Raw genomic sequence first — 19,160 nt, forward strand, 5'->3', positions numbered from 1 at the left:
CGCCTACCCCAGCAGCTTGAAGCTCTCGCGAGCAATCACCACGCGCTGCACTTCGCTGGTGCCCTCGTAGATGGTCTGCACGCGGGCGTCGCGGAAGTACCGCTCCACCGGGAACTCGTCGATGTAGCCGTAGCCACCATGAAGCTGCACGGCCTTGTCGCAGACGCGGTTGCTCGTCTCGCTGGCGTACAGCTTCGCCATCGACGCCTCGCGGGAGAACGGCTGCTTCTGGTCCTTCAGGAACGCCGCGCGCAGGGTCAGCAGCTCCGCCGCGTCGATCTGCGTCTTCATGTCCGCGACCATGAACCGCGGGCCCTGGAACTCCCCCACGGCCTGGCCGAAGGCCTTGCGGTCCTTCACATACGAGACCGTCGCCTCCAGCGCCGCCCGCGCCACGCCGCACGCCTGCGACGCGATGCCGATGCGCCCGCCGTCCAGCGCGACCATCGCCAGCCGGAACCCCTGCCCTTCCGCCGCCAGCAGGTTCTCCGCCGGAATGACGCAGTCCTCGAACGTCAGCGGCACGGTGTTCGACGAGCGCAGGCCCATCTTGTCCTCGTGACGCCCGACGATGAGGCCCTTCGTCCCGCCCTCCACGATGAAGCAGGACAAGCCCTTGTTGCCCGCGCCCGACGTCCGCGCCCACACCACGAACACCCCGGCGTGCGCACCCGACGTGATCCACTGCTTGCTGCCGTTGAGCACCCAGGTGTCGCCACGCCGCACCGCCGTGGTCCTGAGCGCGCCCGGGTCCGAGCCCGCGTGCGGCTCGGAGAGCGCGAACGAGCCCGCCACCGCCTCACCGGACGCCAGCCGCGTCACGTACTTCTCGCGCTGGGCCTCGGTCCCGAAGGCGTTGATCAGCTCGCCACACATGTTCGTGACGGCCATCGTCACCGCGGTGGACGCGTCCGCCGCCGCCATCTCCATCATCGCCAGCGCGTAGGAGACGGCGCCCGCCTCCGAGCCGCCGTACTTCGCCGGGATGTTCACCCCGAGCAGCCCCAGCTCCCCCAGCTCCTTGTAGAGCTCCGTCGGGAAGCGCTCCGTGCGGTCCAACTCTCGGGCCAGCGGGGCCACGCGCTCGCGCGCGAACTTGCGGGCCGTCTCGCGAATCAGCGTCTGGGTCTCGGTCAGCTCGAGGTTCACGGAAGCCTTCCTACTCGACGGCCTTGAGGTTGAACGGGTACTCGATGGGGTGGTCCGCGCCGTCCGGAGGCTTGGGGAACGTCATGGACGTCAGCACGGCCACCACGCAGTCGTGCAGGTTCGGGTCCTTCAGCGTGCTGCCCTTCTTCACCTTGGCGTTCTTCACCAGGCCATTGGCGTCGATGGTGAAGGACGTGTGCAGCTTGCCCTCCACCTTCTTGTCCTTCTCCGCCATGTGGTCCTCGTAGCACTCCTGGATGCGCCCCTGGTTGTAGGCGACCACCTGGCGGATGGAGTCCGGCGTGAAGGGCATCCGCTCCACGTCCGGCGCGTCGCTCTTCGCGGGCGCCGGCTTCGTGGGGGCCGCGGGCTTCCCGCCCTCGGACTTCTTCGACGGAGTGCCCTGGGCGAACACCACGGCGGACGCCAGGACCAGTACGGGAAGCAGTGCCCTCTTCATGATGCCTACTCCTTCAGGACGTTGGCCGAGATGACGATGCGCTGGATCTCGCTCGTCCCCTCGTAGATCTCGGTGATGCGAGCGTCGCGCACGTGGCGCTCCGCGTCCATCTCCTTGCTGTAGCCCATGCCGCCGTGCACCTGGAGGGCCTTGTTCGTCACGCGGTTGGCCATCTCGCTGGCGAACAGCTTCGCCATCGCGCTCTCCGCGCTGTGACGCACGCCCTTGTCCTTGAGCAGGGCCGCCCGCCAGATGAGCAGCCGGGCCGCGTCGATCTCCATGGCCATGTCGGCGATCATGAACTGGATGGCCTGGTGCTCGCGGATGGGCTTGCCGAACGACTTGCGCTCACCCGAGTAGCGGACGGCCTCCTCGTACGCGGCGCGCGCGATGCCCAGCGCCTGGGACGCGATGCCGATGCGGCCGCCGTCCAGCGTGGACATGGCGACCTTGAAGCCCTCGCCCTCCTTGCCCAGCAGGTTCTTGGCCGGCACGCGCATGTCCTCGAAGAACATGGAGCAGGACCAGGCGGCGCTGATGCCCATCTTCTTGTCGGGCTCGGCGCGCGTGAAGCCGGGGGTGTTGGTGGGGACCAGGAAGGCGCTGATGCCCTTGTGGCCCGCCTCCTTGTTCGTCATCGTGAACAGCACGATGGCGTCGGCCTTGGGGCCGTTGGTGATCCAGTTCTTCGAGCCGTTGATGATGTACTCGTCACCCCGGCGCACCGCGACGGTCTGCTGGGCGGCGGCGTCGCTGCCGGCCTCGGGCTCCGTCAGGCCGAAGCAGCCGAGCTTGTCACCCCGCGCGAACGGCGTGAGGAACTCCTCCTTCTGCGCCTCGGTGCCGAACTTCATCACCGGATCGCAGTAGAGCGAGTTGTTCACGCTCATGATGACGCCGGTGGAGGCACAGCCGCGGCTGATCTCCTCCATGGCGAGCGCGTAACAGACATTGTCCAGGCCCGCGCCGCCGTACTGCTCGGGGACGGCGACACCGAGCAGCGACAGCTCGGCGAGCTTCTTCACCGCATCGGTGGGCCACGTGTGGTGCTCATCCCACTTGCGGGCGTTGGGGGTCAGTTCCTTGGCGGCGAACTCGCGGCACATCCGCTGGATCTCGCGCTGGACGTCGGTCAGCTCGAAGTTCATGAGGGCTCCATATTACGGGGGGTGCTCCCAGGGAATAGCGAAGACGAAGGACCCGTCCCCAAGCGACGGTTACCGTGCCGAGGAGCCGCCGGTTGGCCGCCCCCGCTCCCCGGATTCCAGGGGCGAGCCCAGGAACATGTTCAGGGGCACCGTGACGTCGAAGGACACGTCCATCCGCGCCCCCTCCCCCGTCCAGGCCCGGCGCAGCACCACCGACACCGTCCACGGCGTCGTGGCCTCGTGCCGTTCAATCAGGTCATACGTGAGGCCCACCCCCGCCACGCCCCCGGAGCCGTCCTGCCCCCACAGGCCCGCTCCCTCGGCGAGCACCCCGAGGCGCGCCCGGTCCGGGAACACCGACACGCGTGCCCCCGCGAGCAGCCGCCACTTCGCGGGGGCCAGGCGGACCTGGGGCTCGAGGAAGGGCGAGACGAGCAGCGTGGGCCCGGGGATGTCCCACGCTCCGAGCGCCCACGGATGGATGGGCCAGGAGAGCACCCAGTGGTCTGGAGCCCCCGAGGCCCACTGGTAGCGGACATCGGGCATCAACGGCTCGAGGAAGCACCCGGTATAGATGCACAGCGAGCGCTTCCACGACACGAGCGGCGAGGCGCGGCCGTGCTCGTCGTCGGGCGGGGCTTCGCGAGCGGGTTCAGGGGGCTCACCCTCGCGCGCGGGCGGACGAACGGGCTCGTCGGCGAGCGCGCGGCTCGAAGGGGCCAGGCGCCCATCGAGGACGCCCGTCGGGACACGCTCGGCGCGGGCCGGCGACGCGGCCAGGAGGACCGTGAGGAGACTCCCGACCGCGCGCGCGTGAATCACACGCCCGTGAAGCTCGCGGGACGCTTGGCGAGGAAGGCCTGCATGCCCTCGCGCTGGTCATGGGAGCCGAACAGCTCCGCGAAGCCCTGGCGCTCGAGCGTGTTGGCCTCGGTGAGGTCCTTGTCCGCGCCCTGCTCGATGACCCGCTTGGCCTTGCCGATGGCCAATGGGCTGTTCTTGAGCATCTTCGCCGCGACGGCGCGGCAGTGCGCGAGCAGCCCGTCGGCCGGCAGCACCTCCAGCACCAGGCCGATCTCCTTCGCCTTGGCCGCGTCGATGCGCGCGCCCGTGAAGATGAGCTCCTTCGCGCGGGCCCGGCCCACCACGCGGGTGAGCCGCTGCGTGCCGCCGAAGCCCGGAATGACCCCCAGGCCCACTTCCGGCAGGCCGAGCTGCGCCTTCTCGGACGCGTAGATGAAGTCGCACGCGAGGGCCAGCTCACAGCCGCCGCCCAGCGCGAAGCCGTTCACCGCGGCGATGGTGGGGATGGCCAAGGACTCCAGCAGCGCGAGCGCGCGGTGGCCCAGGGCGGCGAACTCCTGCGCCTGGGACTCGTTCAGCGCCGCCATCTCCGCGATGTCCGCGCCCGCGACGAAGGCCTTCTCGCCTCCGCCGGTGACGATGAGCACGCGCGTCTCGACGCCGAGCGAGCGCACCGCCGCCTCGAACTCCTGCAGCGTCTTGTTGTTGAGGGCGTTGAGCGCCTTGGGACGGTCGATGGTCAGCGTGGCGACCGCGCCGTCGTGCTCCAGTCGGAGGTTCTCGTAGGTCATGGTCCGGTGTCCTCTCTGGGCTCAGTACTTGTAGAAGCCGCGGCCGCTCTTCTTGCCGTACCAGCCGGCGTCCACGTACTGACGCAGCAGCGGGCACGGGCGGTACTTCGAGTCACCCAGGCCCTTGTGCAGCACCTCGGCGATGTAGAGCACCGTGTCCAGGCCGATGAAGTCGGCCAGCTGCAGCGGGCCCATGGGCTGGTTGGTGCCCAGCTTCATCGCGGTGTCGATGTCCTCCGCGGAGCCCAGGCCCTCCATCAGCGCGTAGCAGGCCTCGTTCAGCATCGGGATGAGGATGCGGTTGACGATGAAGCCCGGGAAGTCCTTGGAGACGACCGTCGTCTTGCCCATGCGCTCGGACAAGGCGCGCGTGGTGGCGTAGGTCTCGTCGGACGTCGCGGCGCCGCGGATGAGCTCCACCAGCTGCATCACCGGCACCGGGTTCATGAAGTGCATGCCGATGACGGACTCGGGGCGCTTCGTGGACGCGGCGATGCGGGTGATGGGGATGGAGGAGGTGTTGGTGGCGAGGATGCCGCCCGGCCGGACGACGGCGTCCAGGTCCTGGAAGATGCGGCGCTTGAGGTCCTCGTTCTCCGTCACCGCCTCGATGGCGAAGTCGACATCCTTCGCCTCGGTGACGTTCGTGAGGGTGGCGAGGTTGGCCTCGGCGGCCTGCTGCTTCGCGGCGTCGAGCTTGCCCTTCTCCACCAGCTTCTTCAGGCCCGCGCGGATGCGGTCCGCGCCCTTGGCGAGACCTTCCTTGGACACGTCCGCCAGCGTGACGCGCAGACCCGCCTGCAATGCCACCTGCGCGATGCCCGCGCCCATCTGCCCGGCGCCGACGACGACGATGTGCTCCGTTGCCATGGTGCTCTCGAACCCCTCGGTCGGAATGTGAATGACGTCGAGCGGCCTTAGCCCACGCCCCCGGGGCGGTCAACGAGTCGCGGCGGGCAACTCCACCTGGCGGACGATGTAGCGCTCCTCCCCCACCGACAGGCGCTCCTCCACGCGCTGGCGCTCCTCGCGGCCCGCGAGCTTCACGAAGAACACCGCGCGGAAGTCACCCTCCGGCAGGTCCACCTTGAAGGTGAGCTCCGGGGGCGCGCCGGTGTCGCCGAAGAAGCGCTCCTCGCGCTTGATGAGCTCGCCGTCCGCGCCGCTCACCTGGAGGTCCAGGGCGCGCGCCTGTCGCCAGCCGTCACCCGAGGGATGGATGACCAGCTCGCGCTCGGGGATGCCGGTCACCTGCCAGAACCACAGGCCCAGCCCGACGGCCACGAGCAGCGGCAGCCGCTTGGCGAGCGGCGAGGAACGGAAGCCCTTCCGCGCGGGCGCGGCGGGTGTTTCAGGGGGAGGCGTGTCCGCCACCACTACTCCTTCTTCGAGCGCCGGGAGCCGGGGCGGCGGGCATTGAGCTCGGAGATGACCACGCGCGCGGTGGGGGCCGCGGCGTGCTTCTTCTCCTTGGGGCGCGGCTCGGCGGCGGGAGGCTCGGGCTCATCCTCACCGAGCTTCTCGGCCTTGTCCGGCGGGACGAGCCGGACCTGCGCCTTGATCTCCAGCGTCATGCCGGAGACCAGCTTGAGGAACTCGTCGCGCAGCTTCTCGGACTGGAGGAAGCGGCGGAGCTCCTCGGTGATCGCGCCCGTGACTTCATCCTTGGTCTTCTCCGCCTGGGAGAGGATGAAGCCGAGGGCTTCTTTCGGGAGCTTGAGCTGGCCGGCGAGGTTGCGGATGCCCTCTTCGGTCATGAAGAGGGCGCCCAGGCCGGCGACGGCCATGCGGCGGACGAACTCCGGGACGAAACCCGCGGGCCCCGAGGCGCGCCCTTCCCGGCCGGAACGGTCCTCGTCGATGAGCGGGTCGTCGGGATACTCGTCGTTGCCGGCCGGGGGCATGAAGCGTCTCCTGGGTGGGTCAGCGTGCCTGCACCACCGGCAGCGGGATGCTCTTGGCGCTCTGCGCGGACACGCGGCCCGCGATGTTGCGAGCGACCTCCAGGAAGGCCTTGGCCTCCGGGCTGTCCTTGGCGCCCACCACCACCGGTACGCCCGAGTCTCCCGACACACGCACCTTCAAGTCCAGCGGAACTTCCCCGAGGAACGGGATGCCGAACATCTCCGCGGCCTTGCGACCACCGCCGTGGTTGAAGATGGGGGTGACGTGCGAGCAGTTCGGGCAGACGAACTGGGACATGTTCTCCACGATGCCCAGCACGGGGATGTGGACCTTGTCGAACATCTGCTTGGCGCGGACCACGTCGGCCAGGGCCACGTCCTGCGGCGTGGTGACGAGCACCGCCCCCGCGGCGCGGATGGACTGCGACAGCGACAGGGCCACGTCACCGGTGCCCGGGGGCAGGTCCAGGACGAGGTAGTCGAGCTCGCCCCAGTTCACGTCACGCACCAGTTGCATCAGCGCGCCGTGGAGCATGGGGCCACGCCAGATGAGGGCCTGGTCGGCCTCCACGAGGAAGCCGATGGACATGACCTTGAGGCCGTGGGCGATGAGCGGATCCAGCGACTTGCCGTCGGGGCTCACGGGCTTCTTGTCGCCCAGGCCCGTCATCAGGGGGACGGAGGGGCCGTAGAAGTCGGCGTCGAGCAGGCCGACCTTGGCGCCGTGCTGGGCCAGGGCGGTGGCCAGGTTGACGGCGACGGTGCTCTTGCCGACGCCGCCCTTCCCCGCTCCGACGAGGATGATGTTCTTCACCTTGGGGAGCAGCGCGCCCGCGGGGACACCGCCGCCGGCGGAGCGGACCTGGGCGCCCCACTCGATGTTGAAGGACTTCAGGCCGGGGACGGCCTTGAGGGCGGCCTCGGAGTCGGCCTGGATCTTCCCCTTCATGGGGCAGGCGGGCGTGGTGAGCTCGATCTTGAGTTTGACGGTGTCGCCGGTGACGCGGACGTCCTTCACCATTCCGGCCTTCACCAGATCCACGTGCAGCTCGGGATCGATCACCTTCGACATGGCCGCGAGGACGTCGGCCTCGGTAACGCTCATCGGGACACCTGAAACCTTTTGGAAAACGGGCGCTTGGGAGCACCCCCAGGGGCGCGGAACATGCCAGTCCGGGAGGAGCTGTACAACGTCGTTTAACGCGGTGTGGCCCAGGACGCACCCTGGCGGCGGACTGGAGGGCCGGAGGGTGTCGACAGGCTGAAGGTGTCCATCAGGGACACTGTGGGAACGGGCAGGCGGGCCTATTCCAGGGCCAAGACACGGTACTCGCCGTCCTCGAGGACCAGGAGGACGGCGCGCTCGTCGCCCAGGGGGAAGACGGCCTCACCGGCGCCGACTCGCACGTGGGTGTTGAGGGCGAGCCGGGCGCGGCGCAGGCGCTCCTTGGAGAGGGGCTCGCGCTCGAAGTCCTCCTTGAGCCGCTCGGGGGTGTAGCGGGCGCGCAAGGGAGCGGCGAGGAGGCCGTAGGCGGTCTTCCAGTCCTTGGCGTCGGAGGCGTCGAGGAAGCGGCGGAGCGCGGCGCGAGGGACATCGGCCGGGCGGGCCTCGACGACGCGCCAGTCGGGGCCGGAGCGCGCGAGGGTGAGCGCGGGGGCTCGGGCCTCGAGGAGCTCGGTGCTGGAGCGGACGGCGGCGGCGCGCTCACGGCGGGTGGCTTCGTCCGAGTAGCGCTCCAGGAAGGCCGTCTCCCCGTCGGGGCCGTTGGTGGTGAGGGCGTAGGCGTCCTGGAGCCGTCCCTCGTCGAGGGCTCGCGCGTAGGCCTCCGCCACGGAGACGGGCTCACGCGACGGCGTGGCGCAGGCGGGGGCCAGCACGAGGAGCCCTGTGAGGACGGTGCGCTTCATGGGGCGCGGACCGTACCACGGAGCTTGTGCGCGAACCGGCGCAGCCACGAGTCGACCTCGGGCTCGTCCGCCAACGACACGAGCATCTCCTTCGCATCGCCGCTCAGGTCCCACGACACCGGGCACAGGGCATACGTGGCCGGGTGCGCTGCGCCCATCAGGAGCTTCAGAATTGACATCCGCGGCGCGGGCGCACCGTAGGACTTCAACTCGAAGTCACCCGGCGCCACCTTCGCGAGCGACAGCGCGTACCGGCACGCCTCCTCGAACCCGCCGAGCTTGTCCACCAGCCCGGCCTCCTTGGCGCGCAGGCCCGAGTACACGCGGCCCTCGGCCAGCGCGTGGATCTCCTCCTTGGTCCGCCCGCGCGCCTTCGCCACGTGCCCCAGGAAGGATTGGTACATCTCCTCGATGTCCGCCTCGAGCGCGGCCCGTTCCCCTTCCGTGAACGCGCGCGAGAACGACAGCAGCCCCGCGTTCGCCCCGCGCGTGATCACCGTCTTGTGGATGCCCAACATCTGCATCAGCCCGGACGTGTCGAACTTGCCCGCGAACACGCCAATGGATCCCACCACCGCGTGCGGCGCGCTCCACAGCTCCTTCGCGCCCAGCGCCACCATGTAGCCCGCACTGGCGCAGACCCGGTCCATGTACGCAATCACGGGCTTCTTCTTCGCCACCCGCTGCACCACCTCGAGGATCTGCTCCGAGGCGATCGCCGCCCCACCCGGGCTGTTCACATACAGGAGGATGGCCTTGGACCGCTTGTCCCGCGCCGCCGCCCTCAACCCCTTCACCACTGCGTCCGACGTCGCGAACCGGCCCCCCGCGTTCCCGCTCCCCGGGACGATCATCCCGGACACCGGCACGAACGCCAGCCGGGGCTTGCGCTTCCACCGCCGCCACTTCACCGGCGGGAACGGCACCGTCTCCAGGTACATCTCCATCGGCTCCAGCTCCGTGTCGTCATCCTCCGGAGCCGCGCCGTCCTTCTTCTCCACCATCCCCAGGTGCAGCGGCAGGTCCACCTCGCTCACCAGCCCATCCACCAGCCGCGCCGCCTGCGCGCGTTGCGCGCTGTACGGCCCCTGGTCGATGAGCGCCCTCACCTCGTCCGGCGTCTTCTTCCGCGCCGCGGACACCGCCTCCACCAGCGCCGAGTAGCGCTCGTCCAGGAACGACTCCACCGTCCGCCGCTGGATGTCGGAGACCTCCGGATGCGTGAACAGCTCCGGCGCCGTCTTGTAGTCACCGCGCCGGATGAACTGCGGCCGGATGCCGATGCGCGACAGCCCCTCCCCCAACGCCGTCGACTCCGCCGCGTACCCCACCAGCTCCAGCCGCCCCATGGGCGCGAGCAGCACCTCGTCCGCCGCGCAGAGCACCGGATACGAATCCGTGTCCACCATCACCGCCCACGTCACCACCCGCTTGCCCGCAGCACGGAACTCCGCCAGCAACGCCAGCAGCGCGTCCCGCTTCGCCTGGGGCAACCCCAACCCCTCCACCTCCAACAACACCCCCTTCACCTTGGCGTCCCGCGCCAACAGCCGCAGCGCCTCCCCGAACGTCTCCAGGGATGTCACGTCCGCAGGCTCCGGCTTCGAGCCGCCGCCCAGTGAGAACCGGGGCTTGCGCTGCTCCCGGTACGGCGGATCCCCCGTCAGGCGGAAGCGCACGTAGGCCGGACGGCTCCCGGCCGCGAACATCCGGAAGGGCGCACCCAACAGGGTTCGCAGGAGCAGCAACAGGTTGGCGATGGCGAGGAAGGGCAGGCGCAGCATGGCGTCCCGAGGTCGATGTGGGCACCCAGGCGCGTACTGGACACGCTCTCCCGGTGCAAGCCCTGTTCAGCAGGCCCGTTGGGTCGTGATAGCCTCCCCCGCCATGCGAACCCCTTCCCTTGCCCGACTCCTCCTCGTCCTCGCGCTCGCGACGGGCGGAGCCGCGCTGGCCCAGCCGCGCAAACCGGTCCAGGAATTCAACGCCCCCCGTGAGCTCACCGCCGAGGAGCGCGAGGCCGCCAAGCAGCGCGCCATGGGCAACAACCTCAACAACTACGGCAAGGACATCCAGGTGAAGACCCAGCCCTTCCCCTGGAAGGCCGCGGGCCTCGCCGGCATCGTGTTCCTCGTCGCCATCCCCTTCGCCATCCGGGCCTTCCGGAACACGTCGAAGGACATGGACAACATCAACACCTTCGGGAACAACTCCAACCGCGCCGACGACGAGGCGGCCTGAAGCACCCTCGCGCTCCAGCTCTCCGTCGAGCTGGAGCCGACGGCGCGGCCTACGGCTGCGCCACCCCCGTCTCGTAGGCCGTGCGGATGCTCTGCGCGCAGGCCCGTGACTTCTCGCCCTCCTCGCTCCCCAGCTGACGCAGGCGCGCCAGGACCATGTACCGGGTCCGGGCCGCGTTCACCCACGGGTAGAAGCCGAAGGCCCCCGCGGACGAGTGTCCCGTCACCGTCCAGGTGCCGCCGACGCGCTCCCCTTCAATCCAGTGCCCCAGCCCGTAGTACGCCTCACCCGCGGTCCACGGCGTGAACGACACCCCCGTGCCCCCGGGCCCGGCCGGCACCGCGTCCACCGTCAGCCGGGTGGCCAGCGCGGTCTGATTGTTGAGCAGCTTCAAGAGGAAGACGCGGTACTGCGCCGCGCTCCCGGAGAAGCCCCCCGCGGGGGCCACGTCGCTGTCGGACTCCGGGAAGGTGGTGCCCAGCAAGGGGTTGAGCCAGTCCATCACGCTCGCGATGCCCGTGCCCCTGCGCAGGGGCATGTCATCCAGCGCCAGCTTCTGCATGTGGCCGCCGTTGTAGAAGTAGCGGCCATTCTGCAGCGGGCGGTAGGTGACGCCCTTGAACGACGCTCCGTAGCACGTGGACACGTTCGTCCCGGCCACGTCACACAGCGTGGTGTTCTCGTCGATGTAGCCGCTGGTGAAGTTGAGGCGCTTCTTCTCGTCCACGGTGAGGTTCGCGTAGCCCTTGGACTCCACGTAGGCGCCCGCGTAGAGCCACTTGCTCGCGGAGGCGATGGGCATCACCGTCGTCGCCGTGACGCCGCTCCCCTTCGACAGGCCGTAGAGCGGCCCTGTCCCGGTGCCGATCTCCCAGTAGAAGTTCCCGAGCGACTTGCAGCCCAGCGCTTCGTGGGCCGTGTCGAACGCGGCCTGCTCGTACACCGTGAGGGCCGAGCGCGTCGTCCCTTCATTCGCTTCGAGCGCGGCGTCGGGATGACCACAGCCGGCACTGCCCAGGGACCACAGCGCACACGCCCAGATGAACCGCGTCGTTCCGCTTCGCTTCATGGGACCTTCCTCCTGAAATGGCCCCATGAGAACCCGCACACAGCGCGAAGGTTACGCGGCGAAGTCGCCGTTCTTCAGACCTCCTTGAAGTTCCAACCCGCGAGGTGCTTCAGGTCCTTGGCGCCACCGACGGGGAGGCGCGTCGGCATGGGTTGGGGGTGCGTCGGCGCGGGCACGTCCACCGCGATGCGCTTGATGCCGGTCGTCTTGTCGAGGCTCGCGCACCAGCTCTGCCATCGCTCGCCGTTCAGGCGGTCCCGGAACTTGAGGCCCACCACCTGCTCCGCCGTGGGGGGTGTGGGGGACAAGAGGTCGAGGAACTCCATCCGGCCGCGCACGGTTCCGGTGGGCTCATCGGTGCGAACCTGATGGCAATAGGCCGCGCCCCAGAGGTCCTCTCGGAACTGGATGGCATACACGCTGCCCGGCGTCGGCGGTCCAGGGAGGGACTTCGGCTTCGCGCTGGCGGGAGTCGCCGCGCTGGCCGGCTTGCGTCGCTTCGTGGCCGGCGGTGCCGGGGCGGCGACGGGTTCCTTCTTCGGTCGCTCGAGGTGGCCGAACAGCTTCTCGACGTTCTCCTTCCGGACGCCGTCCTTGGCCGACCACCACGCCAGCGGGGCCGGGACCTCGACCCGAATCGTGGGGCGCTGGTCGCGCTCCACGGCCCGGGTGAAGCGGGTCAGCAGGCCCGGGTGCTCGGGCGTCTCGAGGATGCTGATGAACGCGAGCGCCTCCAGCACCGTCTCGCAGCGATAGGTGCTGCTGGCGCTCAGCAGCTTCGCCTTGTGGAGCGCGGTGCGCGCATGGCTGTAGCGCGACGCGGGCGGAAGGCGGCGCAGCAGGTCCAGTATCTGGTGGAACACCCAGACATCGCGCGGCGTGGGCTTGGGCCACCCGGCGGCCTTCTGGTCCAGGGCCCGCGTCAGGGTGAGCACGCCCTCCGTCGGTTGCGCCGCCCCCCACATCGCCCCCTGGACGTGATTCAGGTACGCGGTGCAGGTGGCGTCGACGGCATCTTCCTCGAAGAAGCAGACCCGGCAGTGGCCACCGCCCATGGGGTCTTCCTTGTGGGTCGGCATCGCGCGCCCGAGGATGGCGGCGGGCAGGACGGCCAACCACGCGACATCGGCGGAGGTCATCGAGGCCACGAACGCATCCGCGGCGCGTTGCAGGTCCACGGCCTTGGCGGCCTTGCGCAGCTTCTGGATGACCTCGTCGTGCTCCCACTGCACGAAGGTGTTGGGCACCATCCCCGCGGTCTTCAGGCGCTGGTGGTCCTCCTTCGTGAAGGAGGTGGGGATGCGGTGGCAGTAGTTCCCGTCGTCGTCGAAGAAGGTGCTGTTCGTGCCGTAGACGCGGGCCAGCAACGCCATGACTTCGGGGTCAGGAGGACTCATCCCGCGGGGCGTACCTCGACGGCCCCGCTCGCGTCCACCTGGACGCGCACCGGCAGGAAGCGCTCCACGACGCGCGCATGCGTCGTCAGGTGGTCCGTCACCCGCGCCGCCGTGAAGCGCGTGGTCCCGGGCTCCGCCTTCCCCAATCGGCCCGAGGCCAGCAGCGCCGCGGGCAGGAGGATCTGATCCGCGAGGTACTCGTCCAGCGCGCCGCCGGTCTCCATGAAGTGCGCCAGGGCCTCGCCCGCTTCGCGCCCCACCTCTTCCGCGGGACGGCCCTTCTCTCCCAGCGCCGTGAAGCCCGCGATGGTGTGCTCGAACTGGGCGAGCACGAAGGTCACCGTGCCCGTCGAACGCGTCACGGGCAGCGGCCGGTTCTCCGCCTCCGCGACGATGCCTCGCTCGCGCAGCGTCGCCACCGTGGCTCGCGACTGTCGCTCCGCGATGCTGAAGGGCAAGCCGCCCACGAAGGACGAGACATGCACCTCGTGCAGCATCCCACGCGCGGGCAGCTCCACCAGCAGCGGCGGCTGCCTGGGCGCGCCCACCTCCGCGACCAGCTCCCCCGCGCCCTCGGGGTAGAAGCCCGCCTGCGGCATGGTGAGGTGCACCGGCAGCCCGTACGCCATGGCCACCGGCTGCCAGACCGTGGCCACGTAGTGGAAGCTGGGACTGTGCGGCAGGTGCGTCCCACCGCGCAGCGTCAGCCGTCCGCCGCCCGCGAGGGCCAGCGGATAGACGAGACACTGGAACAGGAGCGGTGTGCTCCCGGCGGTGCCCACCTCGACCAGGTAGTCCCCGGCGCGCACGGAGCCCGGGGTGAAGGAGAGCTCCGAGGCGCCCACGGAGGCGCCCTCACTCGTGCCGCCCAGGACCTCCGCGCCGCGCACACACGCCAGATGTTGCGGACGCAGTCCGGGAGGGTCCCTCCGCGAGCGCAGGTGGGTGATGTGGAACGGTCGGCCGGTGATGAGCGACAGCGACAACGCCGAGCGGAGGATCTGCCCTCCTCCCTCGCCCTCACTCCCGTCGAGTCGCACCAGCCCGTTGTCGGGCCCCTCGGTGCCAGTCACTGTCCCACCCTCCCGTCCGTCGTCCCGCGATGCGGCGAAACCTAACAGGAACGGGAGGGGATCTCCCGTCCGTCAACCCTCACGCCTCGTCGAGCGGGCGATGCCTGACACATGCGCCCTCGGGCCCGCCACCCTGTGCACCCCGGGGTGGCGCCATGCCCACCTCGAGTGCGGCTGAGGCTACGAGCCAGGGTGCATCGAGCGGTCCTGGGTGTCCGGCGCCGCTCGCCGTGCCTCCTCGGCGGGTGCCGGAGGCGAACCGAATGCCGTGTCATCCTTCCACCGCCGTCGCGCTGGTCGGCTGTTGACGGCGCGTCGTCCGCCACCGCGCGGACGACCGTGCCGCGCCCCCACCTCATGCATCCAGCGAGGATGCGTCCTCCGCCACGGAGCGAGCGGTCAGGCAGGGCATCACCCGCCCTGCGCGTCCAGCGATGGCAGCACGCCCACCTTGAGCGAGCTCGGATGCGTGGAGGAGTGGTACACGCGATGGAAGGCGCGCGTGAAGTCCGACTCCTTCGCCTCGAAGATGTTGGGCACGTAGGTCTGCGGGTTCCGGTCGATGAACGGGAACCAGCTGGACTGGACCTGGATCATCACCCGGTGCCCGCGCTGGAACGTGTGGAACACGTCGTTCATCGTGAAGCGCACCTTCGTCACCTCGTTCGGCTTGAAGGGCTTGGGCTCGCTGTAGCTGTCGCGGAAGCGGCCGCGGAACGGCTCGCCGCGAATCAGCGTCTGCTGCGCGCCCCGGTTCTCCAGCCCCTTCTCCGCGTCGGCGCGCGACCAGCCGCGCATCGTGCCCGGGTTCACGTCCACCAGCTTCACCACCCAGTCCGCGTCCGAGCCCGTCGTGGAGACCCACAGCTCCGCCTCCAGCGGCCCCGCCACCGTGAGGTCCTGCTCCAGCGGCTCCGTCTGGAACACCAGCACGTCCGGTCTCGTCGACGCGAAGCGCTGGTCCTCCGCCATGAAGCTGCTGCTCCAGCGCGTCAGGATCTCCTGTGTGTACGGCACGGGCTTCGCCGGGTCGCTGATGTACTCGGCGAAGGACTCCGCCGGGTTCGTCCCCGCGGGCGCCTTCATCGACAACCCACCCTTGGGCTGGAAGAACAGCCGCGTCTCACGCAGCCCCTTCGGCGGCCACGCGTCGAACTGACGCCAGCGGTTGGCGCCCGTCTCGAACACCATCGCCTCCGGCACCTCGGGCTTCGCGCCGCCCTTGAGGTGGTACTTGAAGAACCCCTGCGCCAGCGTCTGGAACGCCTCCGCCGTGTTGAAGCCGAACTCCGTGTCCGCCAGCTTGTCGACCTCGCCCCGCGCCCAGCCACCGTGCGGCCACGGTCCGATGAGCAGCGTGTTCTGCGTCCCCGGGTTCTGCTTCTCGATGGCCGCGTACGTCCGCAGCGGTCCGTACAGGTCCTCCGTGTCGTACCACCCGCCCACCGTCAGCACCGCCGCCTTGATGTTCTTCAGGTGCGGCAAGAGGTTCCGCGCCTGCCAGAAGGCGTCGTAGTTGGGGTGCGCGACCACGTCCTTCCAGAACGCGACGTCCCCCTTCATGTGCTTCGTCTCCGCGTTGCTCAGCGGCCCCAGGTCCAGGAAGAACTGATACCCATCCGGCGTGCCGAACGGGAAGCGGTTCCAGTCCTCGTTGTCCGTCGGCGCGGGCCTCGGCTTGCCGAAGCTGGAGAAGAAGTTGAACGCCAGCGTCAGGTTGAAGGCGCCATGCCGGTGCATGTCGTCCCAGAACCAGTCCGCGATGGGCGCCTGCGGCGACACGGCCTTGAGCGCCGGGTGCGAGTCGATGGCGCCCGCCGACGTGTAGAAGCCCGGATACGAGATGCCCCACTGCCCCACCTTGCCGTTGTTGTTCGGCAGGCGCTTCACCATCCAGTCGATGGTGTCGTACGTGTCCGTGCTCTCGTCGATGTCCTTGGGCCCGCGCTTGTTCGGGTTGTGCGGCCGCACGTTGACGAACTCGCCCTCCGACATGTTCCGGCCGCGCACGTCCTGGAAGACGAAGATGTAGCCGTCCTTCTCGAACTCCTCACCCGGCCCCAGGGCGCCGCGGTACCGGTCCAGCCCATAGGGCGCGACGCTGTAGGGCGTGCGGACCAACAGGATGGGGTACTTCTTCGCCGGCGACGCATCCACCGGCGCGTAGACGGACGTGAAGAGCTTCACGCCGTCCCGCATGGGGATGCGGTACTCGAACTTGGTGTAGCCCTTGCGGATGCGCTCGGCACGCTCCGGAGGCGGGCCCTCGGGCGGTTTCGAGCGCTGGGCCACCGCGGGACTGCCGAGGACGCACAGCAACACTGCCACGAGGCGACGGGATACGGGGGACATGCACGCTCCTGGAAGAGACGCGACATCGTGGGGGACGCAAGCCGGCCCCGAACTCCCCGGAACGACGTTTGTTCCCGAGCCGCCCGGGTTCAGCCCTTCCCCTCTCCGCCTTCCTCGGGGGCGCTGTCCAGTCCGTATTTGCGCAGCTTGTCGTGGAGCGTGGCCCGGCCAATGCCCAGACGCCGCGCCGCGCCACTGCGGTTGCCGCCCTCGATGCGCAGCGCGTCCAGGATGAGCCCGCGCTCGTAGGCCTCCACCCGCTCCTTGAGCCCCAGACCTGCCCCAGCCTCCTCGCCGCGAGGTGGCACCTCGGACTGCGCCATCGTCGCTGGCGCACCGGTGGTGACGGGGGGCGGCAGGAGGGCCAGGTCCAGCTCGCCGTCACTGGACAGCGCCACCAGGCTCTCCAGCGTGTTCTCCAGCTCGCGCACGTTGCCGGGCCATGGCAGCGCGGAGAGCTTCTCGAAGAACCCCTCCGGAAGCGCCAGGCGGCCCGTGTGGAAGCGGCCGCTGAAGCGGTCCAGGAACATGCGCGAGAGCACGGGGATGTCCTCCGGCCGCTCCCTCAGCGGTGGCACGCGGAGCTGCACCACGTTGAGCCGGTAGTAGAGGTCCTCGCGGAACTGTCCCTCCGCCGCGCGCTTGCGGAGGTCGCGGTGCGTCGCCGCCAGGATTCGCACGTCCACCTTCACGGGTCGGTCCTCTCCCACCGGGCGGACCTCGCCCTCCTGGAGCACTCGCAGCAGCTTGGCCTGGAGCGGCGGTGCCAGCTCGCCGACCTCGTCCAACAGCAGCGTGCCACCATCGGCCTCGCGGAACAGCCCCTGGCGCGACTTGACGGCCCCGGTGAAGGCGCCCTTCGAGTGTCCGAACAGCTCCGCCTCCGCGAGCTCCTCGGTGAGCGCCGCGCAGTTGAAGCGCAGATAGGGGCGGTTCGCGCGCGGCGAGGCCCGCACCAGCGCCTCCGCCACGCGCTCCTTGCCCGTGCCGCTCTCGCCCGTGATGAGCACCGTCACGTCTCGCGAGCCCGCGCGCTGGACCAGCTGCGCCAGCCGCCCCATGGACTCCGAGGAGAAGACCAGCGAACGCGAAAGGTTGAGCTCTCCCGTCAGTCGCTCGTTCTCGTCCCGCAGTCGCACGGACTCGAGCGCGCGCGTGACGACGGCGAGCAGCTCGTCCACGTCGAAGGGCTTGCGGAAGTAGTCGTAGGCGCCGGCCTTCACCGCCTCCACCGCGAAGCGCTCCGAGCCATGCGCGGTGATGACGATGAGGCGCGGAGCCCTCGGCGTCGCGCTCACGCGGCGCACCAGCTCCAGACCGTCCATCCGGGGCATCCGCAGGTCCGTGATGACCAGCTCGAAGGAACGCGCCGCGAGCTTCTCCAGCGCGGCCGCGCCGTCCTCGGCCTGCTCCACCTCCACGCCCCGCAGACTCCGGAGCATCTCCTTGAGCGTGAAGCGCACGCCCGCGTCGTCATCGACCACGAGCACGCGAGTCGTCTCGTTCGCCTCAGCCCGCACGCGCCACCTCCCGCTCCCGCACGCCATCGAGCGTGCCCGCGGGCAGCTCCCGAGGCAACATCAGCTCCGCGATACAGCCCCCCGTGTCCTCGTTGCGCAGCGTCACGTCGCCCCCGTGTTGCCGCGCCAGCGCGCGCGCCACCGTCAACCCCAGTCCCGAGCCCCGCGCCTTCGTGGTGACCCCCGCCTCGAAGACGCGGTCGACCAGCTCCGGCGACAGCCCCGTCCCCGAGTCGCGGACGGTGACGCGCACGTCGCCCGCGCTCCCCGACTCGACATCCATGGACACCTGGCCTCCCGGAGGGCTGGCCTCGATGGCGTTGTGGAGCAGGTTCATCACCACCTGCTTCACCTTGCGAGCGTCACACACCGCGAGCACCGGCCCGTCCCCACCGCGCGACAGCCGCACCTGGTGCTCGGTGGCCAGGCCCTCGTGGAGGACGAGCGCCTCGTCACACAGCGACGCCAGGTCCACCTGGTTGACCGAGAGCGGGACGAGCGGGCGCGAGAAGTTGAGGAACTCCTCCAGGATGCCCTGCATCCGCGTCACCTCGCCCGCGAGCACCTCCAGTCGCTCGCGAGGCTGCGCGCGCCCGTCCTCTCGGAGCATGAGCTGCGTGAGCCCCTTCACCGTGGCCAGCGGGTTCTTCAGCTCGTGGGCAATCTCTCCCGACAGCGCCTCCAGCGTCCGCGCGTGGGTGCGGTGCGTGGCGAAGAGCTCGTCACGCTGGAGGAAGGACTCGGTGAGCATGTCCTCGAAGGTGCCGCGGATGGCGGCGCCCACGATGTTGGCCGCGACGACCAGGAACAACATCCCCACGGCGATGGCGAACAACATCGCCTTGGGAGGCTCGCCCAGGAACGACAGGTGCAACGGCGGGGTCCACTCGAACAGGTGGGCCGCCGACAGGAGCGACACCAGGACCAGCTCCGCCGCCATCAACGCCCACCGCTGCCGCTGGGGCAGCACGGCGGCGCCCACGAAGGCGAGCGGCAACACCAGCGGCAGCAGCGGACTGGCCAGCCCTCCCGTGCCCCAGGTCAGGCTCTGCTCCAGGAAGATGCCCAGCGCGAGGTTGCCGGAGATGCTCCGCGTGGTGAGCCCCTCGCGCTCGTAGCGGCGCAGCTCGTAGAAGAAGAACGACAGCGCCACCACCACCTGCCCCACCAACCAGTAGCGTCGCCAGGGCGCGCCATCCGCGAGCGCCGCGGTGGACACGGCGAGCATCAGCACCGCGCCGCCGTACGCCCTCAGGCGCACCATGCGCCCGAAGATATGGGCGATGTGCTTGAGCTGGATGGCCTGGAAGCTGCGTCGACTTCGCGGTTCCATGTGCGCCTTCG

At 69.7% G+C, this 19,160-nt stretch carries 18 protein-coding genes; 1 reads left to right on the plus strand and 17 read right to left on the minus strand.

Annotation, left to right across the window (positions count from 1 at the left end):
• Positions 1–3 precede the first annotated feature (3 nt).
• The 11 genes from K8640_RS20575 to sppA form a co-directional block, all read right to left on the minus strand.
• Complete coding sequence (locus K8640_RS20575) at positions 4–1,149, minus strand: acyl-CoA dehydrogenase family protein (protein ID WP_223748572.1); 1,146 nt, start codon at positions 1,147–1,149, stop codon at positions 4–6.
• Positions 1,150–1,159: 10 nt separating this feature from the next.
• Complete coding sequence (locus K8640_RS20580) at positions 1,160–1,609, minus strand: AgmX/PglI C-terminal domain-containing protein (protein ID WP_223748573.1); 450 nt, start codon at positions 1,607–1,609, stop codon at positions 1,160–1,162.
• A gap of 5 nt (positions 1,610–1,614) precedes the next feature.
• Complete coding sequence (locus K8640_RS20585; protein ID WP_223748574.1) at positions 1,615–2,757, minus strand: acyl-CoA dehydrogenase; 1,143 nt, start codon at positions 2,755–2,757, stop codon at positions 1,615–1,617.
• Positions 2,758–2,826: 69 nt separating this feature from the next.
• Complete coding sequence (locus K8640_RS20590; RefSeq protein WP_223748575.1) at positions 2,827–3,579, minus strand: hypothetical protein; 753 nt, start codon at positions 3,577–3,579, stop codon at positions 2,827–2,829.
• On the minus strand, positions 3,576–4,352 hold the full coding sequence (locus tag K8640_RS20595; protein ID WP_223748576.1) for an enoyl-CoA hydratase-related protein: 777 nt from the start codon (positions 4,350–4,352) through the stop codon (positions 3,576–3,578). The genes K8640_RS20590 and K8640_RS20595 overlap by 4 nt, the downstream gene beginning before the upstream one ends.
• Positions 4,353–4,373: 21 nt before the next feature.
• The gene (locus tag K8640_RS20600; RefSeq protein WP_223748577.1) at positions 4,374–5,222 is read right to left on the minus strand and encodes a 3-hydroxyacyl-CoA dehydrogenase family protein; all 849 of its coding nucleotides are present in this window, start codon (positions 5,220–5,222) and stop codon (positions 4,374–4,376) included.
• A gap of 69 nt (positions 5,223–5,291) precedes the next feature.
• Positions 5,292–5,726: a hypothetical protein gene (locus K8640_RS20605; RefSeq protein ID WP_141324921.1), complete on the minus strand. Its 435-nt coding sequence runs from the start codon at positions 5,724–5,726 to the stop codon at positions 5,292–5,294.
• A gap of 2 nt (positions 5,727–5,728) precedes the next feature.
• Positions 5,729–6,256, minus strand: coding sequence for a hypothetical protein (locus K8640_RS20610; protein ID WP_141324923.1), 528 nt, complete (start codon positions 6,254–6,256; stop codon positions 5,729–5,731).
• A 19-nt stretch (positions 6,257–6,275) separates the two neighbouring features.
• Positions 6,276–7,361 carry an Mrp/NBP35 family ATP-binding protein gene (locus K8640_RS20615; protein ID WP_141324925.1) on the minus strand — a complete coding sequence of 362 codons (1,086 nt, stop codon included), beginning with the start codon at positions 7,359–7,361 and terminating at the stop codon, positions 6,276–6,278.
• 200 nt (positions 7,362–7,561) lie between these two features.
• Positions 7,562–8,164 (minus strand): hypothetical protein, encoded by a 603-nt coding sequence (locus K8640_RS20620; RefSeq protein WP_223748578.1) that lies wholly within the window; start codon positions 8,162–8,164, stop codon positions 7,562–7,564.
• Positions 8,161–9,948, minus strand: a complete 1,788-nt coding sequence (sppA, locus tag K8640_RS20625; protein ID WP_223748579.1) for a signal peptide peptidase SppA — start codon at positions 9,946–9,948, stop codon at positions 8,161–8,163. The genes K8640_RS20620 and sppA overlap by 4 nt, the downstream gene beginning before the upstream one ends.
• A 103-nt stretch (positions 9,949–10,051) precedes the next feature.
• Between sppA and K8640_RS20630 the strand changes: the two genes are divergently transcribed.
• Entirely contained in the window at positions 10,052–10,405 is a 354-nt protein-coding gene (locus tag K8640_RS20630; RefSeq protein WP_141324930.1) for a hypothetical protein, read from the plus strand.
• A gap of 49 nt (positions 10,406–10,454) precedes the next feature.
• Here K8640_RS20630 and K8640_RS20635 read toward each other — a convergent pair whose 3' ends face one another.
• The 6 genes from K8640_RS20635 to K8640_RS20660 form a co-directional block, all read right to left on the minus strand.
• On the minus strand, positions 10,455–11,474 hold the full coding sequence (locus K8640_RS20635; RefSeq protein WP_141324932.1) for a hypothetical protein: 1,020 nt from the start codon (positions 11,472–11,474) through the stop codon (positions 10,455–10,457).
• 74 nt (positions 11,475–11,548) lie between these two features.
• On the minus strand, positions 11,549–12,871 hold the full coding sequence (locus tag K8640_RS20640; protein ID WP_223748580.1) for a hypothetical protein: 1,323 nt from the start codon (positions 12,869–12,871) through the stop codon (positions 11,549–11,551).
• A complete protein-coding gene (rtcA, locus tag K8640_RS20645) occupies positions 12,868–13,944 on the minus strand; it encodes an RNA 3'-terminal phosphate cyclase (protein ID WP_074952728.1) in 1,077 nt (358 codons plus the stop codon). The genes K8640_RS20640 and rtcA overlap by 4 nt, the downstream gene beginning before the upstream one ends.
• A gap of 411 nt (positions 13,945–14,355) precedes the next feature.
• On the minus strand, positions 14,356–16,296 hold the full coding sequence (locus K8640_RS20650) for a CocE/NonD family hydrolase (protein WP_223748581.1): 1,941 nt from the start codon (positions 16,294–16,296) through the stop codon (positions 14,356–14,358).
• A gap of 89 nt (positions 16,297–16,385) precedes the next feature.
• On the minus strand, positions 16,386–17,738 hold the full coding sequence (locus tag K8640_RS20655) for a sigma-54-dependent transcriptional regulator (RefSeq protein ID WP_370640372.1): 1,353 nt from the start codon (positions 17,736–17,738) through the stop codon (positions 16,386–16,388).
• A 67-nt stretch (positions 17,739–17,805) separates the two neighbouring features.
• The gene (locus K8640_RS20660; RefSeq protein ID WP_223748583.1) at positions 17,806–19,149 is read right to left on the minus strand and encodes a HAMP domain-containing sensor histidine kinase; all 1,344 of its coding nucleotides are present in this window, start codon (positions 19,147–19,149) and stop codon (positions 17,806–17,808) included.
• Between the last annotated feature and the right edge of the window lie 11 nt (positions 19,150–19,160).

Origin of the sequence: Myxococcus sp. XM-1-1-1 (genome assembly GCF_020037095.1) — a bacterium.
Taxonomy (GTDB): domain Bacteria; phylum Myxococcota; class Myxococcia; order Myxococcales; family Myxococcaceae; genus Myxococcus; species Myxococcus fulvus.

Excerpts from the sequence above, each read along its gene's own strand:
- K8640_RS20585 (WP_223748574.1), bottom strand. The coding sequence starts at position 2,757 with ATGAACTTCGAGCTGACCGACGTCCAGCGCGAGATCCAGCGGATGTGC.
- K8640_RS20650 (WP_223748581.1), bottom strand. The coding sequence starts at position 16,296 with ATGTCCCCCGTATCCCGTCGCCTCGTGGCAGTGTTGCTGTGCGTCCTC.
- sppA (WP_223748579.1), bottom strand. The coding sequence starts at position 9,948 with ATGCTGCGCCTGCCCTTCCTCGCCATCGCCAACCTGTTGCTGCTCCTG.
- K8640_RS20615 (WP_141324925.1), bottom strand. The coding sequence starts at position 7,361 with ATGAGCGTTACCGAGGCCGACGTCCTCGCGGCCATGTCGAAGGTGATC.
- K8640_RS20610 (WP_141324923.1), bottom strand. The coding sequence starts at position 6,256 with ATGCCCCCGGCCGGCAACGACGAGTATCCCGACGACCCGCTCATCGAC.
- K8640_RS20640 (WP_223748580.1), bottom strand. The coding sequence starts at position 12,871 with ATGAGTCCTCCTGACCCCGAAGTCATGGCGTTGCTGGCCCGCGTCTAC.
- K8640_RS20655 (WP_370640372.1), bottom strand. The coding sequence starts at position 17,738 with ATGCTCCGGAGTCTGCGGGGCGTGGAGGTGGAGCAGGCCGAGGACGGC.
- K8640_RS20660 (WP_223748583.1), bottom strand. The coding sequence starts at position 19,149 with ATGGAACCGCGAAGTCGACGCAGCTTCCAGGCCATCCAGCTCAAGCAC.
- K8640_RS20595 (WP_223748576.1), bottom strand. The coding sequence starts at position 4,352 with ATGACCTACGAGAACCTCCGACTGGAGCACGACGGCGCGGTCGCCACG.
- K8640_RS20630 (WP_141324930.1), top strand. The coding sequence starts at position 10,052 with ATGCGAACCCCTTCCCTTGCCCGACTCCTCCTCGTCCTCGCGCTCGCG.
- K8640_RS20620 (WP_223748578.1), bottom strand. The coding sequence starts at position 8,164 with ATGAAGCGCACCGTCCTCACAGGGCTCCTCGTGCTGGCCCCCGCCTGC.
- K8640_RS20635 (WP_141324932.1), bottom strand. The coding sequence starts at position 11,474 with ATGAAGCGAAGCGGAACGACGCGGTTCATCTGGGCGTGTGCGCTGTGG.
- K8640_RS20600 (WP_223748577.1), bottom strand. The coding sequence starts at position 5,222 with ATGGCAACGGAGCACATCGTCGTCGTCGGCGCCGGGCAGATGGGCGCG.
- K8640_RS20580 (WP_223748573.1), bottom strand. The coding sequence starts at position 1,609 with ATGAAGAGGGCACTGCTTCCCGTACTGGTCCTGGCGTCCGCCGTGGTG.